A 23,246-nucleotide genomic window follows, 5' to 3' on the forward strand; every position below is an offset into this window, starting at 1 on the left:
CGGCCGCTGGCTGCGACAAATTTGCCGGGAGCAAATTTGGATACCGAAGGACCCCGCAGGGGCACCTGGGATGGAGCGAGTCAACGCGGGCCTGCGGCCCGCAAGCCGAGCTGGAGCTCGGCGTTCCCAGGCAGCGCTCCTACAGTTGGGCAGCGTTTTGCCGCGGGGTTTCCAGCTCCACGGCGCGGCCGGCGCGTTTGCCATCGGCGCTGCGGGCGCGGAGGGCCCGTACTGCCTCGGCCGGAGTGTCATCGCCCAGGGGCTGCCAATCGCTGCCGTCGAAATATTCCAGCGCCAGTCCCGGGAAGGGCGTGGCGGTCTTCAGCTGCCCATCTTCGATTACCGCACCCGGCACCGGCACCCGGTAGCCGATTCCCGCCAAATCCAGTTTGAACAATTCCTTATTGCCCAAGGCAGCGGCGAATTTCCGCCAGTCCGCGTTCAGCGCGGCCTTGTCCACGGTGCCGGTCTCGGCGGAGAATTGCTGTCCTTCAATCAACGGCAATTCCCAATCAGCCCGGTACCAGGCCCGCTCGGCTAGGGCCAGCAGGCGCGGAAAGATCATGTATTCCACGCGGGCATCGGTGCGCACCACTTCGCTCCACAACTGGCCCTGGATACCGCGCACCCGTTCAGCAAACCCCGCACCAGGCGCGGTGGCGGACCAGGGCTTGCCGTCCCGATCAGTGGAAATTTCCGCCAACTGCGCAGTATTCAACGGCGTAAAGCTGAATACTTTGCGGGTATGGGTATTGCGCGAGGCCCAGTAGTAGCCGCTCTCTTTCGGGTCCACCTCGTAGGGCATATCGAAATAAAGGAAATCCGAGTGGGACTGCACCACGTCGAAACCGGCCCGGGCCAGGTGCGCGCTCTCGTCCCCACCACCCCAGAACAGGGGGGCCCAGGAGTTGACATAGTTGTTTTCCGTGTCCAGCTCTGCGTCCGCATTCGCGATGTGTTTAACGCCATCGTTCCAGGCCGCCATGGTGGGAATGCCGGCATCCGCCACCAGCTTGCTGACACGCTTGGCGTAGAACTCCCCCAGTTCGTCGAGGGATTTCACCTCGCCGGCGGCGATCAGCTCGCGGCATTGGGGCGAATTGCTCCAGGGTTTCCCGCGCGCTTCCGCTGGTACATCGCCCTTTTCCGGGCTGTCCCCGGGAGCGCTCTCGAAGGCATCCCCGGCGAGGATGTTCACCGCCTCGTCGCCGCCAAAGTGCCAACTGGCCAGGGGTTGGCCGGCGGCCCGGTGCATGGCCTGCACTTCGCGGATCAGTTTGCCCACGAAGCGGTAGGAGGAATCGATGCAGGGGTTGATATAACTGTCGTCGTAGAACTGCACCGAGAGGTAACGGGTGTCGTCCTCGGGGTCGATCAGGCGGTACTCCACGGCCTTTCCCGGCGACTCGTCTACGAGTTTCCGGTAGCGCGCTTCCATGGCCACCACGGCGGCGCGGGCGTGGGCGGGCATGTCGAACTCCGGGATCACCTCGATATGGCGCGCGGCGGCGAAGCGCACTATTTCGATATAGTCGTCGACGCTGAAAAAGCCGCTGCCGTTGTTGTCGCTGTTCGGCCCGGAACCCAGCTGCGGCAGCAAACATTGATTTTCGCTGAGATCGAAGCATCGCTTGGCGCCGACATCCGTCAGCTCCGGCAGGCCGGGAATCTCCAGGCGCCAACCCTCGTCGTCGGACAGGTGGAAGTGGAAGCGGTTGAGCTTGTAGGCGGCCATCTGCTCCAGCAGCTTCAACACCACAGCCTTGCTGTGGAAATTACGCCCGACGTCCAGGAACAACCCCCGGTACTGGAAACGCGGCGCGTCTTCGATTTTTGCCAGCGGCAGGGTTCGGCTCTTGGCGTCCACCAGCGCCAACAGGGATTGCAGGCCGTAGAAGGCGCCCGTCTGATCGTAGCCCAGCACGCGGCCGCCCTTCTCCTCCACCCACAGGCGATAGGCGCCGCTGGCGGCACCGCCGAAGGCGGAGTCGTCGATGGCCACCGTCACCGGAAAGGCGCCGGGGCCGGAAGGCGCCAGTTTCAACTGTCGCAAACGCCGGTTGAAGGCCTGCAGGCTTTCACTGGCCAGGGGACCCGCGTCCACCGCGATACCTGTCCCGAGCGCCACCGGCTCCCCTTCCACCGCCTCGACAGCCAATGGCTTGGGAATAACGCGGCGATGCCAGGCGCCGTCCGTTGCACTTCCCGCATCGGAATAGGCCCGGTAGCGGCTGGCGGCACTGGCGAGCACAACGGCGTCGTCGGCTGTGCGCTTCCAGTTGTCCGGGTGGTTGGTGTTGATCGGCTCAACCAGCCCTTCCAGGCTGTTGCTGTCAGTGGACTCGATCACCCGTGCCCTGCCCTCCGCATCCACCACGAAAAAACGGGGCATAAAGTCCGACTCGAACTGCATCCAGTTCTCCGCCAGTATCTCCAGCTCCAGGGTGGCACCGCCGGAAATGCCGGCGAAGCGCTCGGTGGGCACCAGCCGGTAGAGGTCGCCGTTGATATGTTCCAGCTCGAAGGCATCGCTGTTCCGCAGGCGGAAGCTGCGGCGGATACTGTGGAAGTAGAGCGTCCAATCCCGCTCTCCGGCGCCGATGTCCGGCCCGCTGTTGGTGAGCGAGATCCGGTAACTGGAGCAGATGGCGCCACCGCCGCCGGCGCGCTTGCACTCTTCGCGCAGCTCCGGACCCACACCCTGGAAGTTAGTGATCACTTCCTGGGTTACCGAGACGTGTTGCGCGATGCGCTCCGCCGCGGTGGCGTCGGATTCATGTTTCTCGCAGGCGGAAAAGACAGAGGCGAGCGCCAGGCTGGCGAGGAGGAGCGGGCGGTTCATGGTTTTTCTCTTATCTTTGTGGATACTGTCTACCATAGCGAAAAAGACAGCGCTGTCAATAGCGGTAAACAAGCACCGCTGGGCATTAGCTACCATGCTGAAAGAAAAAAAGAGGGGCAATAACCCGGAAACTCCGCGAGGGCCTTAGAGCCGCGACAATGCAGTTACTAGATCAAGTTTTCATAGTCGCAGGAAAACACTTGAATAATCCGCAATAAAAACTTTGGCGCGTCGCGGGACATTCCCACCAGCTACTTGAGCGAGAATCTACAAACCCAGAGATGATGCGGGCTGGAAGGGGATGACCCCAATGAAGCAAATATCCACAAATAGGGTTGCAAGGAATGTCGGAGTTATGAGATACAACGGGTCCATTGAGGGTGAGCCATAATAATTTCAACGGTCGTTAAGTGATCGTTCAGCCGAAAAAGTAAGCACCCCGGGGTAGACCAAATGGAATTCCGCCGTATTCGTTTCCGTCCCAGCAAACACCTGCCAGCGGTGTTCACCCTGTTATTGCTTCCCGCCTCCGGTTCCAGTTTCGCCGATGAGCTGTTTATCCCCGAGTCCAACACCGCCCTCAACCTGCAGGCGGACAACGCCTTTTTCGTGGACAGCGCCTTTGGCATGGACAATGCCGCCCTCTACCAGGCGGCGGAAAATCTGCGCAACAACTCCATGGGCACGGTGCAGCGCCAGCTCAACTACCAGTGGTTGCAAATGCACACCAACCCGGACGAATTCAAACCCACCACCGGTGGCAAGGCCCTCAACGAAATCCTCAAGATGGGTTGGAAGACCTACCGCGAGCAGAACAAGCGCCGCAAAGAGAGCGCATTGATCCGCTACACCAGCGGCCACGGCAAGATCGGCAAGTCCATGGACTACGACGTGCGCCTGTCGGACGACAAGTTCAAATTCTCCTTCGAGTACGAATTCTGACCCCACCGGATGTCGCTGGCTTTTTGCGGGACCGTCCGCAAGAGGAACCTCTCGGATAAGCCCCAGGGCGGATTCACCGCGTGTCCCCCAGAAAGCCAGCGGTAACAGGACCCCATCTTCAACTTAGTGCCACCTCCTACATTTGTCCCAGCGCTTTGTTAGAATCTCCGCCACCTGTACCGGCGGAGACTGCTGTGAACGCCCCCCCAACCTTTTCCCAACTGCCCCGCGCCGGCGTCGGCCGCCGTCTGGCGGCGCTGGTTTACGACACCCTGATCATCCTCGGCCTGCTGATGGTATACGGCTTTCTGGCGATGCTGGTCGCATCCGCGGTGGTGGGCCTGGAGTGCCAGCCGGAGGAGCTGGACTACAGTCCTTGCGTGAGCGGCCCGCTGTTCCAGGTGGGAATGGTGGCGGTGATCGCCGGGTATTTTGTCTGGTCCTGGCATGCCGCGGGCCAGACCATCGGTATGCGCGCATGGCGCTTGCTGCTGGCCAGTCCGGACGGCGTGCAGTTGAGTTGGCGCCAGTGCGCCCTGCGCGCCCTGGTGGGGGCCCTTTCCCTGGCCTGTGCCGGCGCCGGTTACTTCTGGGCCTGGACCCGCGAGGACAAGGCCAGTTGGCACGACCTGGCCTCCGGTTCCGAAGTGCGTTTGCTACCGAAGAAGAAGGGTTAGTGGTGAATGGAACTAAGTTAAGCCTATAAACTTGATGCGAAGGGCCTGATGCCGGGGCTTCTTTGCGGGACTGTCTGCGAGAGGGACCTCGCGGACAAGCCTACAGGGACGTATTCACGGCGTGTCCCGTAAAGAAGCCCCGGCAGCAGGTCCGCCCCAAAGCCTTAACTTAGCACCATTCGGGTTAGTGGTTAGTGTGGTGTGGGGTACTGACCATTAACCACTTTACCGGGCTCGCCTGAGCAGCCACCACCCTACCGCGAAGCACATCAATATCGGCAACAATACGGCGATAAATGGCGGGAAACCGAATACCAGGGAAGACGGGCCGAGCATATCCTGCACGGTCTGGAACACGATGCCCACGATCACACCGGTAAATACCCGCAGGCCGGTGGTCACTTCTCTCAGCGGCCCGAAGATAAACGAGATGGCCACCATCACCAGGCTGGCGATGGTCAGCGGCTGCAGCAGCTTTTTCCAGAATTCCAGCCAGTAGCGGCCCGAGTCCTCCCCCTTGCGGTCGAGGAACTGCCCGTAGGACCAGAGATTGCGCGGCGAAAGATCCGAGGGCATCGGTACCACCAGCGAGAAGACTTCCGGGGAGATATCCGTGTGCCATACACTCTCGGCCTCCTCGGTGCTTTCTGCACGCTCCGGAGTGAAGCTGGTGGCACGGCTGTTCTCCAGTCTCCAGTGGTCACCACCGAAACGGCCCCGCTCGGAGAAGATTACCCGCTCCAGTTGGCGCTCGCTATCGAAGCGATAGCGGGTGATGCCGAACAGCTCACCGCCGGGCAACGCGGCATTGAAGTGCACAAACTCGTCGCCCTCCTTCAACCACAGCCCGTGCTCCAGGCCTCCCGCTTCCAGTTCACCCAGGGCGACGGACTTGCGGTTCTCCGCCTCCTGGTTGGTCTGCGGAATTACAAACTCTGCCAATATCATACCCAGCGCGATCAGCAGTATCAGCGGCTTCATCACCGCCCACGCAATGCGCCCGATGGACACGCCGGAGGCCCGCATCACTGTGAGTTCACTGGTACCGGCGAGAGTTCCCAGGCCCACCATGCAGCCCACCAGGGCGGAAAAACCCAGTTGGTCGTAGACCCGGTCCGGCAGCGTCCAGCCTACATATTCCAGCGCGTTGACAAACTGATAGCTGCCCTCCAGTTCGCCCAACTGGTCGACGATGGCGAAAATCACATCCAGCCCCAGGATCACCATAAGCACTGCGGCCACTGACAGGGCAACGGTGCGGCCGATATAGCTGTCCAGTCTACGCATCATCCACTGCCTCTGAATCGTCGGGTCGCGCGGGGCAGCGGCGCCGCTCGCGCCCCCCCAGCAGCAACAGCCCCAAAATCAGGAATGGCGGGTGCACCAGCCAGATGGCGGCGGGATTGCCGATCTTGCCGTCCTCAATAGCGCCGCGCACACCCTGCAGGATCACCAGATAGGTGATATACAGCAGCACCGCGGGAATCATTTTGGCATAGCGCCCCTGGCGCGGGTTCGTACGGGAAAGCGGCACTGCCAGCACGGCCACCACCAGCACCAACACCGGCAGGCTGAAACGCCAGTGGAGGTTTGCGCGCTCCTCGCGCCCGTCGCTGTGCCACAAATCCAGGGTGGAGGCGGACTCGATGCGGTCGCGGCTTCGCTGGCGCATTTCGGGAATTTCCAGCAGCACCTCATAACTGGCGAATTTCATCAGGCGATAGTCCCGCTGCCCCGGCACCCCCTCATAGCGATAGCCATCGCGCAGCACCAGGTAACGCAGGCCGGTCTCCGGATCTACTTGCTGTACACCCTCCCGCGCCAGGGTGACGGTCTGTTGCGCCGTCTCCGTCTCTGCGCGGCCGGAACTGAGTTCGGCGAGGAACACATCGTACATGGTGGACCTGTCCCGGCTCAGGGCCTTCGCGTAGTAGACCGCCCTATCCCCCTCGGTGGCGACAAACTTCTTCGGCACCAGGTGATCGAACTCGCTGCGTGATTTATCAGCAGTGAGCAGTCCGGAGGAGCGTTCCATACCGGTGGGCGTCAGGTAGAGGCTCATCGCCGCCACCACCAGTGACACCCCCAGTGCCGGCGCCAGGGTGTAACCAAGCAGGCGCCGTTCGCTGAAACCACAGGCGTGCAGCACCGTCATCTCGCTCTCGATATACAGGCGGCCGTAAGCCAGCAGGATACCCACAAAAAAACCCAGCGGCAGCACCAGCTCCAGGAAACCGGGCAGGCGATAACCCATCAGCGAAAAGAGAATATTGGCGGACAGCTCGCCGGCGGCAGCCTCCGCCAGGTATTTCACAAAGCGGCCGCTCATCACCATCAGCAACAAAACAGCGCTGACCGCCAGCGTGGCGAAAAGCAGCTCGCGGCAGAGGTAGCGGAAGATAATCACTGGATGAAAGAATTCCTTGGTGACGGCACGGCGGAAAGACCTTGTGAGAACATTCGTGTGGGGGCCAGGCCCGAAACTGCCCATATGCACAGGGCGACCACGAGGGTCGCCCCTGCAACGCAATTCATTCTGTCCCGGGTTACACTGTGCGCATTATCGCCAAAATTATTTGTCATGTCTTGAATTGAAGGAAAAGGAATTATGCAGTTTACCGCCAAGGTCACCGATATCCGCAAACAGCGCAGCGCCTGCGCCATCATTGCGGCAGATGCCAAGAACCGCCTCACCGCCAGTGGCACCGAGCTGGACGACGCCTGCGGCGGCGCCATCGGCAGGGTCCTCAAGCGCGGCGACCTGGGCAAAAAACTCGCCAGTACTCTGGTACTGACTCCAACGGAAGGTTCCCTCGAACGGATACTACTGGTGCGCAGCGGCGGAGTAGGCAAACTCAGCCAGGCCGACTACCGAAAGCTGGCCGGCGCCAGCGCAAACGCGGTTAAGGGCTACAAAGACTCCTGCAGCTACCTCACGGAACTGGAAGTGTCCGGTGCCGACAGCGCCTGGCAGGCGCAGCAGTTGGCCCTGGCCATGGGTCTCGCCGGCTATAAATTCACCCGCTGCAAGAGCGGCTCCGATAACAGCCCGCTGGTAAGCTTCACCCTGCACGTTCCCGAGCGCAAGCAACTCAAGTCAATCCAGAGCGGCATGGAGATGGGCGCGGCCCAGGCCGCCGGCAGCAACGTGGCCCGCGAACTGGGCAACCTGCCGGGCAATATCTGTACTCCCAATTACCTGGCATCGGAGGCCCGCGCCCTGGCCAAAAAACATACGAAGCTCACCACCACAGTGTTGGACGAGAAAAAAATGCAATCCCTGGGCATGGGGGCCTTCCTCAGCGTCGCCAAGGGCAGCGACGAGCCCCCGGCACTGATCGCCATGCAGTACAAGGGCGGCAAAGCCGGGGCGAAACCCATAGTATTGGTGGGCAAAGGCATTACTTTCGATACCGGCGGCATCAGCATCAAGCCCGGCCAAGCTATGGACGAGATGAAGTTCGACATGTGCGGTGCCGCCAGCGTGTTCGGGGTGATGCACGCGCTGCTGGAACTGCAGCCGGCGATCAATGTGGTGGGCCTGGTGGCGGCGGCGGAGAACATGCCCAGCGGCCGCGCCAGCAAGCCTGGGGACATTGTCACTACCATGTCCGGCAAGACTGTCGAGATCCTCAACACCGATGCCGAAGGCCGCCTGGTACTGTGCGATGCGCTCACCTACGCCGCCAGGTACAAACCGGAAGTGGTGATCGATATCGCCACCCTTACCGGTGCCTGCGTGATCGCCCTGGGCAACCACGCCACCGGCCTCTATGCCAATAAGGACGAACTGGCCGCGAAACTGATCGCCGCCGGCGAGCGCACCGGCGACCGCGCCTGGCATATGCCCCTGTGGGACGAATACCAATCGTCGCTGGATTCCAACTTCGCAGACATGCAGAATATCGGCGGCCGCGAGGCGGGCTCGGTGACCGCCGCCTGCTTCCTCTCGCGCTTTGCCGGGGACTACACCTGGGCCCACCTGGATATCGCCGGCAGCGCCTGGAACTCCGGCGCCAACAAGGGCGCCACCGGGCGACCGGTACCGCTGCTGGTGGAGTATCTGCTGGGTAAATAAACCCGGGAGCGCGGAGCTCCAGCTCCGCCCCACTGTAGGCCGGGTGGCAACCCGATCATGGAACCCTTGGCGGCCCTGATGCCGGTGGCTTTTTGCGGGACACGGGCTAGGCGCCCCCCTTAAATACGTCCCTGTACGCTCGTAATCGGCATCCCTGCCTCACAAATCTGCCGGAGCAGATTTGGACGCCGAAGGCGCCCAAAGGGTGAGCGCCAGGGATGGCGCGAATCATCCGGTCCCGCAAAAAGCCACCGGCATCAGGGCCTTCGCATGGCGCGCATTGCCAGGCCCGATTCTCGATCACGTCTTGGAAAAACCATGACCCGCATAGACTTCTACGTACTCCCCTCCGATCATTCCCACGAGGGCGATATCTTCGCCTGCCGGTTGGCTGAAAAGGCCCATCGGGCGGGTCTGCAAGTGCTGCTGGCGGTGGACGACGCGGATCGCGCCGCACACCTGGACCAGTTGCTGTGGACCTTTCGCGAGGACAGCTTCGTCCCCCACTCCCCCCAGGGGGAGAGTCAACAGGCCCCGGTCGAAATCAACTGCGGTGGGGAACCGGGCCTCCACCACGGCCTGCTGATCAACCTGTGCAGCGAGGTACCCGGCTGGTTCAGCCGCTTCGAGCGGCTGGCGGAGATAGTGATCCAGCAGCCGGAATCCCTGGCCCGCTCGCGCTCCCGCTTCGGCCACTTTCGCGACCGCGGATATCCGTTACAATCCCATCGCATCGGCAGCAACTAATCTCCAGCGACACAGACCTCAGCCATGTCCGGTCGAAAAAACAAAAACCGCAAGCAGCGCGGGCAGTCGGCAGAGCTTCTCAACGAACTGCACTCCATCCGCGACCTGCTCGGCAGCGACGAAATCGGCGATATCCCCCTGCTCGACCAGGTGGCCGAACCCGCGCCGAAACCGCCGCAGGCCGCGCCTGTGCCGGCCCGACAGCCGCTGCAGGAGCCCCTGGACGTGAGCGAGCTGCCGATCCTCTTCTCGCCGGTGGACGAGGAACTCCCGGAGGACTATCGGGCCGAGCTGGGTGAAGCCGAGCGCGAACTCCTGCGCCCGCTGCAGGACCTGCCCAAAAAGGCAGAGGCCGACAAGCCGCAGGGCGAGCTGTTTGCAGCGCCTGCCGCTGCTCCCGGCGAGAACCCGTTTCTTCCCGCGCATATCCGCGCCCGCCTTACCGGCGGCCGGATGCCAAAAGCGGAACCGGAGCCGGAAGCCCAGCCCGAACAACAAGAGCCCCAAACGGCCCCCGCCCCCGAGGAAGACGTCCCACCCCCCTCCCCTGCTGCCCCGGCGGAGCCAGCGGCCAACGCCTCGCGGGAAGAGCGCGATCGCCAGCGCCAGCAGCTGATCGACCATCTGGTGGCCAAGCAGTTGCCCGAACTGGAGCGACAGCTGCGCGAGCGGATTGCGCGGATGGTCGACGAACTGGAAACCAAGCGCTGACTTCTAAGAGCCTGTTTGAATTCTTCGTTTTCCCACCCAAGGTACGGGACCGGGTGGGGTGCCTAAATGCAGACCTGAATGGCACTAAATAAAGCGATGGCCATGATGCGAAGGGCCTGATGCCGGGGGCTTTTTGCGGGACTGTCTGCGAGAGGGACCTCGCGGACAAGCCTCCATGGATGGATTAAGGGGGGGCGCCCAGCCCGTGTCCCGCAAAAAGCCCCCGGTAGCAGGGCCGCCCAGGTCTTAACTTAATGCCACTGAATGCAGACCTCCCTTTTGCCGTCCCCGGCCCCGGCGGTATAATTCCCGCCTTTTTGGCGCAGCCAATACCGGCCTGCAGACGCCGCAGCGATTCAACACAAGGTTTCCCCGCCCGCATGGACAAGACATACCAGCCCAACGCCATCGAACAGCAGTGGTACAAGACCTGGGAAGAGAACGGCTACTTCAAGCCCTCCGGCGACACCGAAGCCGATCCCTACTGCATCATGATCCCGCCGCCCAACGTCACCGGCAGCCTGCATATGGGCCACGGCTTCCAGGAATCCATCATGGATGCACTGATCCGCTACCACCGCATGCTCGGCGACAACACTCTATGGCAGGTGGGCACCGACCACGCCGGTATCGCCACCCAGATGGTGGTGGAGCGCCTGCTGGGCGCGGAAGGGATCAGCCGTCACGACCTGGGCCGGGACAAATTTATCGAGAAAGTCTGGGAGTGGAAGCGGGAGTCCGGCGGCACCATCACCCGACAGCTGCGCCGCCTGGGCGCCAGCCCCGACTGGTCCCGCGAGCGCTTCACCATGGACGAGGGCTTCTACAAGGCGGTGCAGGAGGTGTTTATCCGCCTGTACGAGGACGGCCTCATCTACCGCGGCAAGCGCTTGGTGAACTGGGACCCGAAACTGCACACCGCCATCTCCGACCTGGAAGTGCTCAACGAAGAGGAACAGGGCCATTTGTGGCACTTCCGCTACCCGCTCAGCGACGGCTCCGGCCACCTGGTGGTCGCCACCACCCGCCCGGAGACCATGCTCGGCGACACCGCCGTGGCGGTACACCCGGAGGACGAGCGCTACCGGCACCTGATCGGCAAAACTATCAGGCTGCCCCTGGCGGAGCGCGATATCCCGATTATCGGCGACGACTACGTCGACCGCGAGTTCGGCACCGGCTGCGTAAAGATCACCCCGGCCCACGACTTCAACGACTACGAAATGGGCCAGCGCCACAACCTGGAGCTGATAAACATCCTCGACGCGGATGCCAACCTCAACGACGCGGTGCCGGAAAAATACCGCGGCATGGAGCGCTTCGCCGCGCGCAAGCAGGTCGTCGACGACCTGGACGCACTGGGCCTGCTGGAGAAAATTGAGCCACACACATTGAAGGTGCCCCGGGGCGACCGCTCCGGCGTGGTGATCGAGCCCTGGCTCACCGACCAGTGGTATGTCAAAACCCAACCGCTGGCCGAGGACGCGATCAAGGCGGTGGAAGACGGCCGGGTCAACTTCGTGCCGAAAAGCTACGAAAATATGTACTTCTCCTGGATGCGCGATATCCAGGACTGGTGTATCTCCCGGCAACTCTGGTGGGGCCACCGCATTCCCGCCTGGTACGACGACGCCGGCAATGTGTACGTGGGCCGCTCGGAAAAAGAAATCCGCGAGAAACACAGTCTCGACGACGATCTCAACCTGCGCCAGGACGATGATGTCCTCGACACCTGGTTCTCCTCCGGTCTATGGACCTTCGGCACCCTGGGCTGGCCGGAGGAAACTCCGGAACTGAAGGCCTTTCACCCCTCTTCGGTATTGGTGACTGGATTCGATATCATCTTCTTCTGGGTCGCGCGCATGATGATGCTGACCCTCTACTTCAAGAAGGAGGTGCCCTTCCACACTGTGTATGTACACGGCCTGGTGCGCGACAACCACGGGCAGAAGATGTCCAAATCCAAGGGCAACGTGATCGATCCCATCGACCTGATCGACGGCATCGACCTGGAGAGCCTGGTGAAGAAGCGCACCTCCGGCCTGATGCGCCCCCAGGACGCGTCAAAAATCGAAAAACAGACCCGCAAGGATTTCCCCGAGGGCTTCGCCCCCTTTGGCACCGATGCGCTGCGCTACACCTACTACTCGCTCGCCGCCACCGGCCGCGACATCAAGTTCGACGTGGGCCGGATCGAGGGCTTCCGCAACTTCTGCAACAAGATCTGGAACGCCTCCCGCTATGTGCTGCAAAACTGCGACGGGCAGGATTGCGCCCAGGACGGCAGCGAGGATTTCGAGCTGAGCCTGGCGGACCGCTGGATTATCTCCCAGCTGCAAAAAACTGAAAAAGCCGTGCGCGAGGCGATGGACAGCTACCGCTTTGACCTGGCTTCCCAGGCACTGTACGACTTTATCTGGCAGGAGTACTGCAGCTGGTACCTGGAACTCTCCAAGCCGGTCCTCTGGGACGACTCCGCCTCCGCCGCGGTGAAGAAGGGTACCCGCCGCACCCTGATCCGCGTATTGGAAACCACATTGCGCCTCGCCCACCCGCTGATGCCGTTTATCACCGAGGAGATCTGGCAGCGGGTGAAAACCCTGGCCGGGAAAAGCGGCGACACCATCATGTTGCAGCCCTACCCGGCGCCGAACGAGCACAAAATCGATACGGACGCAGAGGCCGCTGTCGCCTGGCTGAAAGAAGTGATCGAGGGCGTGCGCAATATTCGCGGCGAGATGAATATCTCCCCGGCAAAGAAAATCCCCCTGCTGCTGCGCGGCGGCTCCGACACGGACAGGCAACTGCTGGAACAGACCCGTAACCTGCTCACAAAGCTGGCCAGCCTGGAATCCACTACCTGCCTGAAACAGGGCGAACCCGCCCCCGCCTCCGCCACCGCCCTGGCCGGCGACCTGGAGTTGCTGGTACCCATGGCCGGGCTGATCGACGTGGAAGCGGAAAGCGCGCGCCTGAAAAAAGAAATCGACAAGCTGGAAAAAGAACTCGTCCGGGTGCAGGGCAAACTCAGCAATCCCAAGTTTGTCGATAAAGCCCCGGCCGAAGTAGTGGCCAAGGAAAAGGACAAGCTGGCGGAAATGCAGAGTGCACAAGAGCGCCTGAAACAACAGTTGCAGGCACTCGACAACCTTTGATCTCCAGCTGATCTCCAAATGGTACGGGCGCCCTGCTCAATCGATCAGGGCGAACCTGGCCAAATTGGCAATATTTTTTCTTTTTCCCGCCAGTCCCCGCACACAAAAAGCCCAGCCAGAAGGAAGCCGCGCCAAGTTTCGCGGCTTTCTCCTGTGCACTCCCGCTCAAAGCCGGCAATCCATCTCATCCTAAACCTTACAAATTCTCGACAACGCTTCTAGGATAATTCGGTGCATAGACTGCGGTGCACGCGGGTGGCTTTTCGGCCGCCCACTCAGGAAGTCTCTACAAAAAACATAACAGCAAGGACAAAAACCATGTCTCCATCTTTCTCCAATTGCAAACTGGCCTTCGGCCTGTTGATTTCCACACTCAGTGCCGGTGCCGCCGCCGATCACAGCTGGGGTAACTATCACTGGGCGAGGAACACCAGTTCATTCGACTTGCAGGTAGTGGACAGTGTCACCTCCGACTGGCAGTCGGAACTGAACAACACCCTGTCACAGTGGTCCTCCTCCAGCGTTCTCAACCTGGCGATCACCTCCGGAGATGACACCAGCAATACCCGCAAGCGCTGCCCGATGGTTACCGGGCAGATGCGCGTCTGCAACGCCGCTTACGGCAACAACGGCTGGCTGGGTCTGGCGAGTATCGGCCTGGACAGCAACGGGCATATCGACCAGGGCACCGCCAAGGTGAACGACACTTACTCGTCTTACTGGCAGGACCAGACGGAAAAAAATCACGTAATGTGCCAGGAAGTCGGCCATGTGTTCGGGCTGGGCCACACCAGTGAGGACGGCAGCAGCCAGAGCACCTGCATGGACTACTCCAACGACCCCAACAGCCAGTGGCCAAACCAGCACGACTACCAGATGCTGTCGGATATCTACAATCACCTGGACAGCTACAAAAGTTATGACGATGGCGGCTCTTCCGACGGCGGTTCCTGCAATGCGCCTCCCGGCAAGGGCTGCAACAAAAACAGCAATGGCGCCGTGCCGCTGGGTGTGCGAGTGCACCGGGATCACGACCGGGAGGTATGGGTAGCTGCGCGTAACGACGGTGGGCTCTGGGTCCACCACATACGCCGGGTGCCGGAAGAATACCTGGATCACTAAGCGCTCTGATGCAATTTTCCGGGGCCAAAAGGCCCCGGAAATCACCCCCCCCGAAGTCCGGGAATGTGCCTGTCGCCTAAAATCACAGATTATTACCCTATAAAAAAAAGCCAAGTAATAAGTAATTGTTCCTTATCGGCTCTGGCTTTCATTTCCACAAACCTTTATAAAATTGCTCAGGCGTATAAATAATAATTTCCGCGATATAAATCTTCGCAATTTTAAAGCGGCCAATTTCAACTAATATCCAGAGGCAAATCCTATAGCGGTACCAGTGCAGTAACAGCGATCAACCCAGGGCGCGGACAGCGCCTGTCAGCCTGTCGGGGAGAGAGAAGTTGAATGCAACAACCCTAGTCAACCCGAGCATATGGCCACTGGTGGTCTACTGCCTCGCCGTTTTTGCCCTGATCGCGCTCATGCTGGGTCTCTCCTACTTCCTCGGCCAGCGCCGGCGCGATGCCGCCACCGACGAACCCTTCGAATCCGGCATCATCTCCCAGGGCAGCGCCCGTCTGCGGCTCTCCGTCGGCTACTACCTGGTCGCTATCCTGTTTATCGTCTTCGACCTCGAGGCCATCTACCTGTTCGGCTGGGCCATCTCCTTTCGCGAGACCGGTTTGCTGGGCTTCGTCGAAGCGACTATTTTCATAGTGATACTGCTCGCCGGCCTGGTATACCTGTGGCGCCTGGGAGCGCTGGATTGGGGCGGCAGGCAGAGCAGCCTGGAGAATCGCGAGGAATATCGATAACGACAATAAGGAAGCACTATGCGCTGGCAGTTAACCAAAGCGGAAAATGTCATAGCGAGCAGTGGACGCACAGAGGGCGAAATTTTTTCCGAGGAAATCAAAAAGAATATTCTGCTCACAAAACTGGAGGACCTGGTGGCCTGGGGCAGAGCCAATTCCCTGTGGCCATTCAACTTCGGGCTCTCCTGTTGTTATGTGGAAATGGCCACTGCCTTTACCAGCCGGCACGATATCTCCCGATTCGGCTCCGAAGTAATCCGCGCCACTCCCCGCCAGGCCGACCTGATCGTGATCTCCGGCACAGTGTTCATCAAGATGGCGCCGGTGCTGCAGCGTCTCTACGAACAGATGATGGAGCCGCGCTGGGTGATTTCCATGGGCTCCTGTGCCAACTCCGGCGGCATGTACGACATCTATAGCGTGGTGCAGGGCGTCGACCGCTTTATGCCGGTGGATATCTATGTGCCCGGCTGCCCGCCGCGACCGGAGGCGCTGATGCAGGGGCTTACCCTGCTGCAAAAATCCGTCGCCAAAGACCGCCGCCCCCTGAGCTGGGTGGTGGATGAGCACGGCCCGAGGCAGATTCCCAAACCCAGCCAGCGCGACCTCCACCGGGAGGCGCGTATGTGCGCGGATAAATTGCGCACACCGGATACCGTCTGAATCCAGCGATATAGCCCCCTCTCCCGCAAACGGGAGAGAGGAGTAAAGAATCACTTCCGGGAAAACCCAATGACCGGCGTAATCGCACAGAGCGTCCATATCGAGAACCCCTACAGCGCGGAGGCGGAAGCCTTTATCGGTGATCTGCGCAGGGAATACGGACAGGCCGATTACTGGCTGCAGCCGGACTGCCTCGATATGCCGACTCTTTGGGTGGCACCGGAAACACTGCTGCCGCTACTGCGCCACCTCAAAACGAAAATCCCGCGCCCCTTTTCCATGCTCTACGATCTCAGTGCCATCGACGAGCGCCTGCGGCTTCACCGCGGCAAACGGGAAGCACAGCAGCCCCAGAGCGATTTCACCCTCGTCTACCAGCTGCTCTCGCTGGAGCGGGACCTGTTTGTCCGCATCAAGGTGGCGCTGCCGGAATCCCGCCTGTCGGTGCCCTCCGCCATCCCGGTGTGGGCCTGTGCCAACTGGTATGAGCGCGAGGTGTGGGACCTGTTCGGCATCGAGTTCGTCGGCCATCCCAACCTGCGTCGCATCATGATGCCTTCCACCTGGCAAGGGCACCCCCTGCGCAAGGATCACCACGCGCGGGCCACGGAAGTGGACCCCTACAGCCTTTCGCCGGAAAAGCAGCGGGCGGAGCAGGAGGCTCTGTTATTCAAGCCGGAGGAATGGGGCATGTCCCGCGCCAGCGACAGCGCGGAATTCATGTTCCTGAATCTGGGTCCCAACCACCCCAGCGTGCACGGGGTTTTCCGCGTGGCACTGCAGCTGGACGGCGAGAGGATCGTCGACGCGGTACCCGATATCGGCTACCACCACCGCGGCGCGGAAAAAATGGCCGAGCGCCAGGCCTGGCACAGCTATATCCCCTACACCGACCGCATCGACTACCTGGGCGGGGTAATGAACAACCTGCCCTATGTGCTGGCACTGGAACAATTGGCCGCTATCCCGGTGCCGCCGCGGGCACAGACCATCCGCGTGATGTTGTGCGAATTCTTTCGCATCGCCAGCCACCTGGTGTTCTACGGTACCTTTGCCCAGGACGTGGGGCAGATGTCGCCGGTCTTTTACATGTTCGTGGATCGGGAAAGGCTTTTCGGCATCATCGAGGCCATCACTGGTGGGCGTATGCACCCGTCCTGGTTCCGCATCGGCGGCGTCGCCCAGGACCTGCCGGAAGGCTGGGACAAAATGGTGCGGGAATTCCTCGACTATATGCCGAAGCGCCTGCGGGAATACGAAGGCATGGTGCTGAAAAACAAGATACTGCAGCAGCGCACCCGGGGCATCGGCGTCTACAACACCGACGAGGCGATGGAGTGGGGCGCCACCGGCCCGGGGCTGCGCGCCACCGGCCTGGAATGGGACCTTCGCAAGCGCCGCCCCTACAGTGGTTACGATCAGTTCGAATTCGATATTCCCACCTACGACGGCGGCGACTGCTACGACCGCTGCCGGGTGCGCGTGGAAGAGATGTGGCAGAGCCTGCGCATTATCCGCCAGTGCCTGGACAACATGCCCTCCGGGCCTCACAAGTCGGATCACCCGCTGACCACGCCGCCACTGAAGGCGCGCACCATGCACGATATCGAAACCCTGATCCAGCATTTCCTCAACAACAGCTGGGGGCCGGTGATGCCGGCGGGGGAGGTTTGCGTCGCGGTGGAAGCCACCAAGGGGTTGAACAGTTACCAGATTGTCAGCGACGGCGGCACCAATGCCTACCGCGCCAGAATCCGCACACCATCTTTTCCGCACCTGCAGATGATTCCACTGCTTTCCCGCGGACTGCTGGTGTCGGACCTCATTGCCATTATCGCCAGTATCGATTTCGTGATGGCGGATGTGGACCGTTAGGACTAATTGTTAGGGATGGATTATGTCCAGCGTCTTTGAACCGGAAGTTGTGGAAGTAATGGATTTCAGCAAAGCGGACCGCAGCACCGAAACGCAACTCAGTGCGGAGGAGAAGCGCGAGATAGACGCGGAATTTTCCCACTACGAGGATAAGGCCTCCGTGGGTCTGGAGGCCCTGCGCATCGTGCAAAAGCACCGGGGCTGGATTTCCGACCAGAGCCTGCAGGCGGTTTCCGACTACCTGGATATTCCCCCCGCCCAGTTGGAGGGTGTAGCTACCTTCTTTCAGCTGATCTTCCGCCAGCCGGTGGGCAAAGAGGTGATCCTGTTCTGCAAGAGCGCCAGCTGCTGGATCATGGGCTGCGCAAGGTTGCAGGCGCGCATCGAGCAGAAATTACAGATAGCTCCCGGGCAAACCAGCGGGGACGGAATCTTCACCCTTCTGGAAACCCCCTGCCTGGGGGATTGCGACAAGGCTCCGGTGATGATGGTGGGTGAGGAAATGCACCGCAACCTCACCGAGCAGAGTATCGACGAAATTATCGACAACAAGAAGCGTCGCCATGCTGACGAATCCACTGACTAAAAATATCGGTCCGCAAAATACCGCCATCGACTTGGCAGGCTACCGCGCCGCCGCCGGTTACAGTGGCTGGCGCAAGGCCCTGGCCAGCGATCCGGGTGACCTGGTCAAAACCGTACAGAACGCGGGCCTGCGTGGCCGCGGCGGAGCCGGCTTCAACACCGGGCTTAAGTGGAGCTTCGTTCCCCGGGGCGAGGGCAGTCCAGCGGTTAAGTACCTGGTGTGCAATGCCGACGAAATGGAACCCGGAACCTTCAAGGACCGGCTGCTGATGGAGCGGGACCCTCACCTGCTGATCGAAGGCATGGCCATTGCCGCCTATGCCATCGAGGCTCGCACCGCCTATATATTTATTCGCGGCGAATATCACACGGCCACCGCGCGCCTGGAAAAGGCCATCGCCGAAGCCCGGGAAGAGGGCCTGCTGGGGGAAAACATCCTCGGCAGCGGCTACAGCCTGGAAATACATCTGCATCGCAGCGCCGGCAATTACATTTGCGGCGAGGAGACCGCCCTGCTCAATGCCCTGGAAGGCAAGCGAGCTATTCCGCGGGCCAAGCCACCCTTTCCCCAGGTCAGCGGTCTCTGGGGCAAACCCACGGTGGTCAACAATGTGGAGACCTTCTGCAATATTCCCCACCTGATCGACCTGGGCGTGGACTGGTACAAGAGTTTGGGACGGGGCGAGGACGCGGGTACTAAGCTGTTCGGCGTCAGCGGCAAGGTCAAGAATCCCGGCACCTGGGAACTGCCCATGGGCACGCCGATCCGGGAAATCATCGAAGTGCACGCCGGCGGTATGCGCGACGGACTGAAACTGAAGGGTTTTCTCCCCGGCGGCGGCTCCACGGATTTCCTCGGACCGGAGCACCTGGACCTGCCGATGGATTACGACGTCATCGGCACGTCCGGCAGCCGCATGGGTACCGGCACCATTATTGTGCTGGACGATAAAACCTGCCCGGTGGGCCTGGTGCTCAACCTCACTCAGTTTTTTGCCCGCGAGTCCTGCGGCTGGTGCACACCCTGTCGCGACGGCCTGCCCTGGGCAGTAAAAATTCTGCAGCGCATCGAGAACGGCGAAGGCCGCCCGGAAGACATCGGGTTACTGCGGGAACAGGTCCGCTACATGGGCCCCGGCAACACCTTCTGCGCTCTGGCCCCCGGCGCCGCCGAGCCGATACAGAGCGCATTGAAACTGTTCGAACAGGACTTCGTGGAACATATAGAAAAAGGATGCTGCCCTTACTTGTAGGAGCGGCCGTTGGCCGCTCCTACAGGATCAACAACGGCGACAGAAAAATGGACTGAAAATGCCAACAATAACCATAGACGGCGATGATTACGAAGTAGAGGAAGGGCAAAACCTGCTCAGCACCTGCCTGTCCCTGGGAATCGACCTGCCCTATTTCTGCTGGCATCCGGCCATGGGCTCCGTGGGCGCCTGCCGCCAGTGCGCAGTGATTGAGTACAAGGACGCAGAAGATCACCGCGGCCGACTGGTAATGAGCTGTATGACCCCGGTCAAGGATGGTGGTCTCTACTCGGTCAACGCCGAGCAGGCCCGTGAATTCCGTGGCAGCATTATCGAAGATCTGATGACCAACCACCCCCACGACTGCCCGGTTTGTGAGGAGGGCGGCGAGTGTCACCTGCAGGATATGACCGAGATGACCGGTCACACCAACCGCCGCTACCGGGGCACCAAGCGCACCCACCGCAACCAGTACCTGGGCCCCTTTATCAATCACGAGATGAACCGCTGCATCGCCTGTTACCGCTGCACACGTTTTTACCGTGATTATGCCGGCGGCACGGATCTCCAGGCACTGGGTCGCAACAACCAGGTCTATTTCGGCCGCCAACAGGAGGGTGTGCTACAAAACGGTTTCAGCGGCAACCTGGTGGAAGTCTGCCCCACCGGCGTGTTCACCGATAAAACCTTCAGCAAGCACTACGTGCGCAAGTGGGACCTGCAGACCGCCCCCTCCATCTGTGAACACTGCGCCGTTGGCTGCAATACCGCGCCGGGTGCGCGGGCGGGCTGGGACGGCAAGGACCAGATGCTGCGGCGGGTAATCAACCTCTATCACCGGGAAATCAATGGATATTTCCTCTGCGACCGCGGCCGTTTTGGCTACGACTATGTCAACAGCGACATGCGCCTGAAAACCGTGCTGGCCGCGCGAACGGATACATTGATCGAGTCCACCGCCGCGCGCGGCGAAAAAATTCACGGCGAGATTCCCCCGCGGGAAGCCGTCGAACGGCTGGGCCAAACCCTGGGCCAGGCACAGAAAGGCCAGCGCCGGCTGATCGGTATCGGCTCACCGCGCGCTTCCCTGGAAAACAATTTCGCCCTGCGCCAGCTGGTGGGCCCCGACAATTTCTATGCGGGCCTGGCGGAGCGGGATCTGCACCTGCTGCATCTGGTCGACGCCATACAACGGGACCCGCGCACCCACAGCCCCACAATCCCGGAGATAGAGAACGCCGACGCGATACTGATCCTGGGCGAGGATATTTCCAACACCGCACCGCGCGTCGCGCTGGCGGTGCGCCAGGCCGCCCGCAATCGGCAACGGAAGCAGGCACGCGAACTGAAAATTCCCCAGTGGCAGGACGCTTCGGTGCGCCAGCTGGATGGCGACCCCAGCCCGGTTGCCCTCGCCGGATTTGAGGACAGTGGCCTCGACGATATCGCCAGTAGCCGCTTTCACGGCACTCCGGAGGAAATCGCCACCTTTGGCCATGCCCTGGCGCAGTTGATTGCCGGAAAACAGCCCGCGGAAGTGTCTCCGGAATATTTGGAGATGGCACAGAAAATTTCCGAAGCCCTGAGCGCGGCGGAACGGCCGCTGGTGATTTCCGGCTGCGGCTGCCGGAGTGGAGACGTACTGCAGGCGGCTGCGCAACTGGCCACCGCACTCGCGGACAGGAATTCCAGTCCCTGCGCGCTCTATCTAGCCTGCCCCGAAGTCAACAGCCTCGGGCTCGCACAACTGTGCACAGACGATAAAAAAACCCTCGACCACCTGCCCGGCGCACTGCAGGCGGAAAGCGAAGCGCAAAATCCCAGCAGCGTAATCGTGCTGGAAAACGACCTCTGTCGTCGGGTGGATACAGCCACCGCGGACGAGATTTTTTCCCTCGCCGATGAATTGATCGCGCTCGATCTTCTGCACAACCGGACTACCCGGCGGGCCGATCTGGTGCTCCCCGCCGCAGCCACTGCAGAATCCCAGGGCACGGTGATCAATAGCAACGGCCTGGCACAGCGCTTCTACGCTGTTTACGAGGGCCCGGGCTACATCCAGGAAAGCTGGCGGTGGCTGGCTGATGCGGCTGCCTTTTGCCCGGAAAGCAATGCCCTTATCAGAACTATCGCCGATTGGAAACACTGCCACGATCTGAACCAGGCTATCGCGGAAACACTTCCGGAACTGGAAGTGGTTGCAGACCTGGGTCCGGACGAGGATTTCCGCATCGATGGCCTGGAAGTCGCCCGGCAGAGCCACCGCTACAGCGGGCGCACGGCAATTTACGCCGACAAATCGGTTGCGGAACACAAGCCGGTCAAAGATCCCGATGCGCCGCTGGTGTTCTCCATGGAGGGCATTCAAGACCCGGATAAATCACCTCTGCAAGCGAATATCTGGTCCCCCGGCTGGAACTCCAACCAGGCACTGCACAAATTCCTGCAGGGAATCGGCGGCAAGCGGCGCTGCGGAAATGGGGGAAGGAAAATACAACGCGCGTCCAGGTCTCTACCGGACTGGAAACCTGCAGTAAACCCGGCTGGAGAGGCAGAGGGATTTCTTCTGCTTCCTATCTATCGGATGTTCGGCTCCGGCGAACTGAGTGCCATGGCTCCCGCCATTGCCAGCGTTATTGCCCAACCCTTTGTACTGATCAACCGGCACGACGCAAAGCGCCTGGATATCGACGCCGGAGATCCGCTGGAAATCACTGTCGGCGGCGACCGCTGCCAGCTTATCGCCGAAGTCTCTGACACTATTCCCACCGGCAGCCTGGGCGTCCCCTATGGCTTTCCACAGGTGGAGCCGCTGGGCACAGATACTCCGGCCAGGGGCCGGCTACAGGTGGCGCAACCGGAAACCGGAGGTGACCGATGAACACATTCCCCTGGATTGCGCTGCTCAATATCTTCGGTGTGCTCACGGTGGCGGTGCTGCTGGCTGCGCTGCTCACCTGGGGCGAACGCCGCCTTCTGGGCTTCTGGCAGGACAGGCCGGGACCGAACCGGGTGGGCCCCTTCGGCACACTTCAAGTAGTTGCGGATATGATCAAGCTTTTTTTCAAGGAGGATTTCGTTCCCAGATTTGCTGACATTCCCGTGTTTGTACTCGCCCCCACTGTGGTGATGGCGGCCATGCTACTAGGGTTTGCGGTGATTCCCGTGTCTCCGGCTATTGGCGTAATCGATCTCAATGTGGGACTGCTGTTTTTCCTCGCCATGTCATCCATAGCGGTATACAGCGTGGTTCTCGGCGGCTATGCCTCCAACAACAAGTACGCACTCCTGGGCGGCCTGCGTGCCGCTGCCCAGACAGTTTCCTACGAAGTGTTTATGGGTTTGAGCCTGATGGGTGTGGTAATGATGTCCGGCAGCTTCAACCTGCGGGAAATCGTACTGGCCCAGGAAAATACCTGGTTTGTACTGCCGCAGTTTATCGGCTTCCTGGTGTTTTTTATTGCCGGGATCGCCGAGAGCCACCGCCTGCCCTTCGATCTTCCGGAGGCGGAGCACGAGCTTACCGCCGGCTTTCACACCGAGTATTCGGGCATGAAATTTGGTATGTTTTTTGTGGGTGAGTACCTGTCGGTAATCTTGATCTCCGCACTTATCACCACACTGTTTCTCGGCGGCTGGCTGGGTCCCTGGTTGCCACCGGTGGTTTGGTTTTTATTGAAGACCAGTGTACTGATCGCACTATTTATCCTCTTGCGCGCCGCCCTGCCACGCCCCCGGTACGACCAGCTGATGCATTTCGGCTGGAAATTTATGCTGCCGCTGTCCCTGGCCAACCTGCTTATTACAGCGGGAGTACTGCTATGGATTCAATAACGAGGGAGGC

The 23,246-nt window shown here is 60.9% G+C and carries 17 protein-coding genes; 14 read left to right on the forward strand and 3 right to left on the reverse strand.

What is annotated here, in order from left to right; all coding sequences use genetic code 11:
- Positions 1-139: 139 nt before the first annotated feature.
- Positions 140-2,842, reverse strand: coding sequence for a family 20 glycosylhydrolase (locus PP263_RS09960; RefSeq protein WP_308368272.1), 2,703 nt, complete (start codon positions 2,840-2,842; stop codon positions 140-142).
- Between the two features lie 453 nt (positions 2,843-3,295).
- Here PP263_RS09960 and PP263_RS09965 point away from each other — a divergent pair, with 453 nt between their 5' ends.
- The gene (locus tag PP263_RS09965; protein ID WP_308368273.1) at positions 3,296-3,784 is read left to right on the forward strand and encodes a hypothetical protein; all 489 of its coding nucleotides are present in this window, start codon (positions 3,296-3,298) and stop codon (positions 3,782-3,784) included.
- Between the two features lie 194 nt (positions 3,785-3,978).
- Positions 3,979-4,461, forward strand: coding sequence for an RDD family protein (locus tag PP263_RS09970; protein WP_308368275.1), 483 nt, complete (start codon positions 3,979-3,981; stop codon positions 4,459-4,461).
- 225 nt (positions 4,462-4,686) lie between these two features.
- On the opposite strand, the gene lptG is transcribed toward PP263_RS09970, so the two are convergent.
- Together lptG and lptF are read right to left on the reverse strand one after the other, a co-directional pair.
- Positions 4,687-5,751, reverse strand: coding sequence for an LPS export ABC transporter permease LptG (gene lptG, locus PP263_RS09975; protein ID WP_308368276.1), 1,065 nt, complete (start codon positions 5,749-5,751; stop codon positions 4,687-4,689).
- The gene (gene lptF, locus PP263_RS09980; protein ID WP_308368277.1) at positions 5,741-6,868 is read right to left on the reverse strand and encodes an LPS export ABC transporter permease LptF; all 1,128 of its coding nucleotides are present in this window, start codon (positions 6,866-6,868) and stop codon (positions 5,741-5,743) included. Before lptF ends, lptG begins: the two co-directional genes overlap by 11 nt.
- Before the next feature lie 201 nt (positions 6,869-7,069).
- Between lptF and PP263_RS09985 the strand changes: the two genes are divergently transcribed.
- From PP263_RS09985 to nuoH, 12 genes are all read left to right on the forward strand, one after another.
- Positions 7,070-8,539: a leucyl aminopeptidase gene (locus PP263_RS09985; RefSeq protein ID WP_308368278.1), complete on the forward strand. Its 1,470-nt coding sequence runs from the start codon at positions 7,070-7,072 to the stop codon at positions 8,537-8,539.
- A 318-nt stretch (positions 8,540-8,857) separates the two neighbouring features.
- Positions 8,858-9,286, forward strand: coding sequence for a DNA polymerase III subunit chi (locus tag PP263_RS09990; protein WP_308368279.1), 429 nt, complete (start codon positions 8,858-8,860; stop codon positions 9,284-9,286).
- Positions 9,287-9,310: 24 nt separating this feature from the next.
- A complete protein-coding gene (locus tag PP263_RS09995; protein ID WP_308368280.1) occupies positions 9,311-9,997 on the forward strand; it encodes a hypothetical protein in 687 nt (228 codons plus the stop codon).
- Positions 9,998-10,377: 380 nt separating this feature from the next.
- Entirely contained in the window at positions 10,378-13,152 is a 2,775-nt protein-coding gene (locus PP263_RS10000) for a valine--tRNA ligase (RefSeq protein ID WP_308368281.1), read from the forward strand.
- A gap of 318 nt (positions 13,153-13,470) precedes the next feature.
- Entirely contained in the window at positions 13,471-14,274 is an 804-nt protein-coding gene (locus PP263_RS10005; RefSeq protein ID WP_308368282.1) for a hypothetical protein, read from the forward strand.
- Positions 14,275-14,612: 338 nt separating this feature from the next.
- The gene (ndhC, locus tag PP263_RS10010; protein WP_374693711.1) at positions 14,613-15,026 is read left to right on the forward strand and encodes an NADH-quinone oxidoreductase subunit A; all 414 of its coding nucleotides are present in this window, start codon (positions 14,613-14,615) and stop codon (positions 15,024-15,026) included.
- 18 nt (positions 15,027-15,044) lie between these two features.
- Positions 15,045-15,689 carry an NADH-quinone oxidoreductase subunit B family protein gene (locus PP263_RS10015; RefSeq protein ID WP_308368283.1) on the forward strand — a complete coding sequence of 215 codons (645 nt, stop codon included), beginning with the start codon at positions 15,045-15,047 and terminating at the stop codon, positions 15,687-15,689.
- A 69-nt stretch (positions 15,690-15,758) separates the two neighbouring features.
- Entirely contained in the window at positions 15,759-17,564 is a 1,806-nt protein-coding gene (gene nuoC, locus PP263_RS10020) for an NADH-quinone oxidoreductase subunit C/D (protein WP_308368284.1), read from the forward strand.
- Between the two features lie 22 nt (positions 17,565-17,586).
- Positions 17,587-18,150 carry an NADH-quinone oxidoreductase subunit NuoE gene (nuoE, locus tag PP263_RS10025; protein ID WP_308368285.1) on the forward strand — a complete coding sequence of 188 codons (564 nt, stop codon included), beginning with the start codon at positions 17,587-17,589 and terminating at the stop codon, positions 18,148-18,150.
- A complete protein-coding gene (nuoF, locus tag PP263_RS10030; RefSeq protein ID WP_308368286.1) occupies positions 18,128-19,402 on the forward strand; it encodes an NADH-quinone oxidoreductase subunit NuoF in 1,275 nt (424 codons plus the stop codon). The genes nuoE and nuoF overlap by 23 nt, the downstream gene beginning before the upstream one ends.
- A gap of 58 nt (positions 19,403-19,460) precedes the next feature.
- The gene (nuoG, locus tag PP263_RS10035; RefSeq protein ID WP_308368287.1) at positions 19,461-22,283 is read left to right on the forward strand and encodes an NADH-quinone oxidoreductase subunit NuoG; all 2,823 of its coding nucleotides are present in this window, start codon (positions 19,461-19,463) and stop codon (positions 22,281-22,283) included.
- Positions 22,280-23,236, forward strand: a complete 957-nt coding sequence (gene nuoH, locus PP263_RS10040; RefSeq protein WP_308368288.1) for an NADH-quinone oxidoreductase subunit NuoH — start codon at positions 22,280-22,282, stop codon at positions 23,234-23,236. Before nuoG ends, nuoH begins: the two co-directional genes overlap by 4 nt.
- Positions 23,237-23,246: the final 10 nt, after the last annotated feature.

Origin of the sequence: Microbulbifer sp. TB1203 (genome assembly GCF_030997045.1) — a bacterium.
Lineage (GTDB): Bacteria > Pseudomonadota > Gammaproteobacteria > Pseudomonadales > Cellvibrionaceae > Microbulbifer.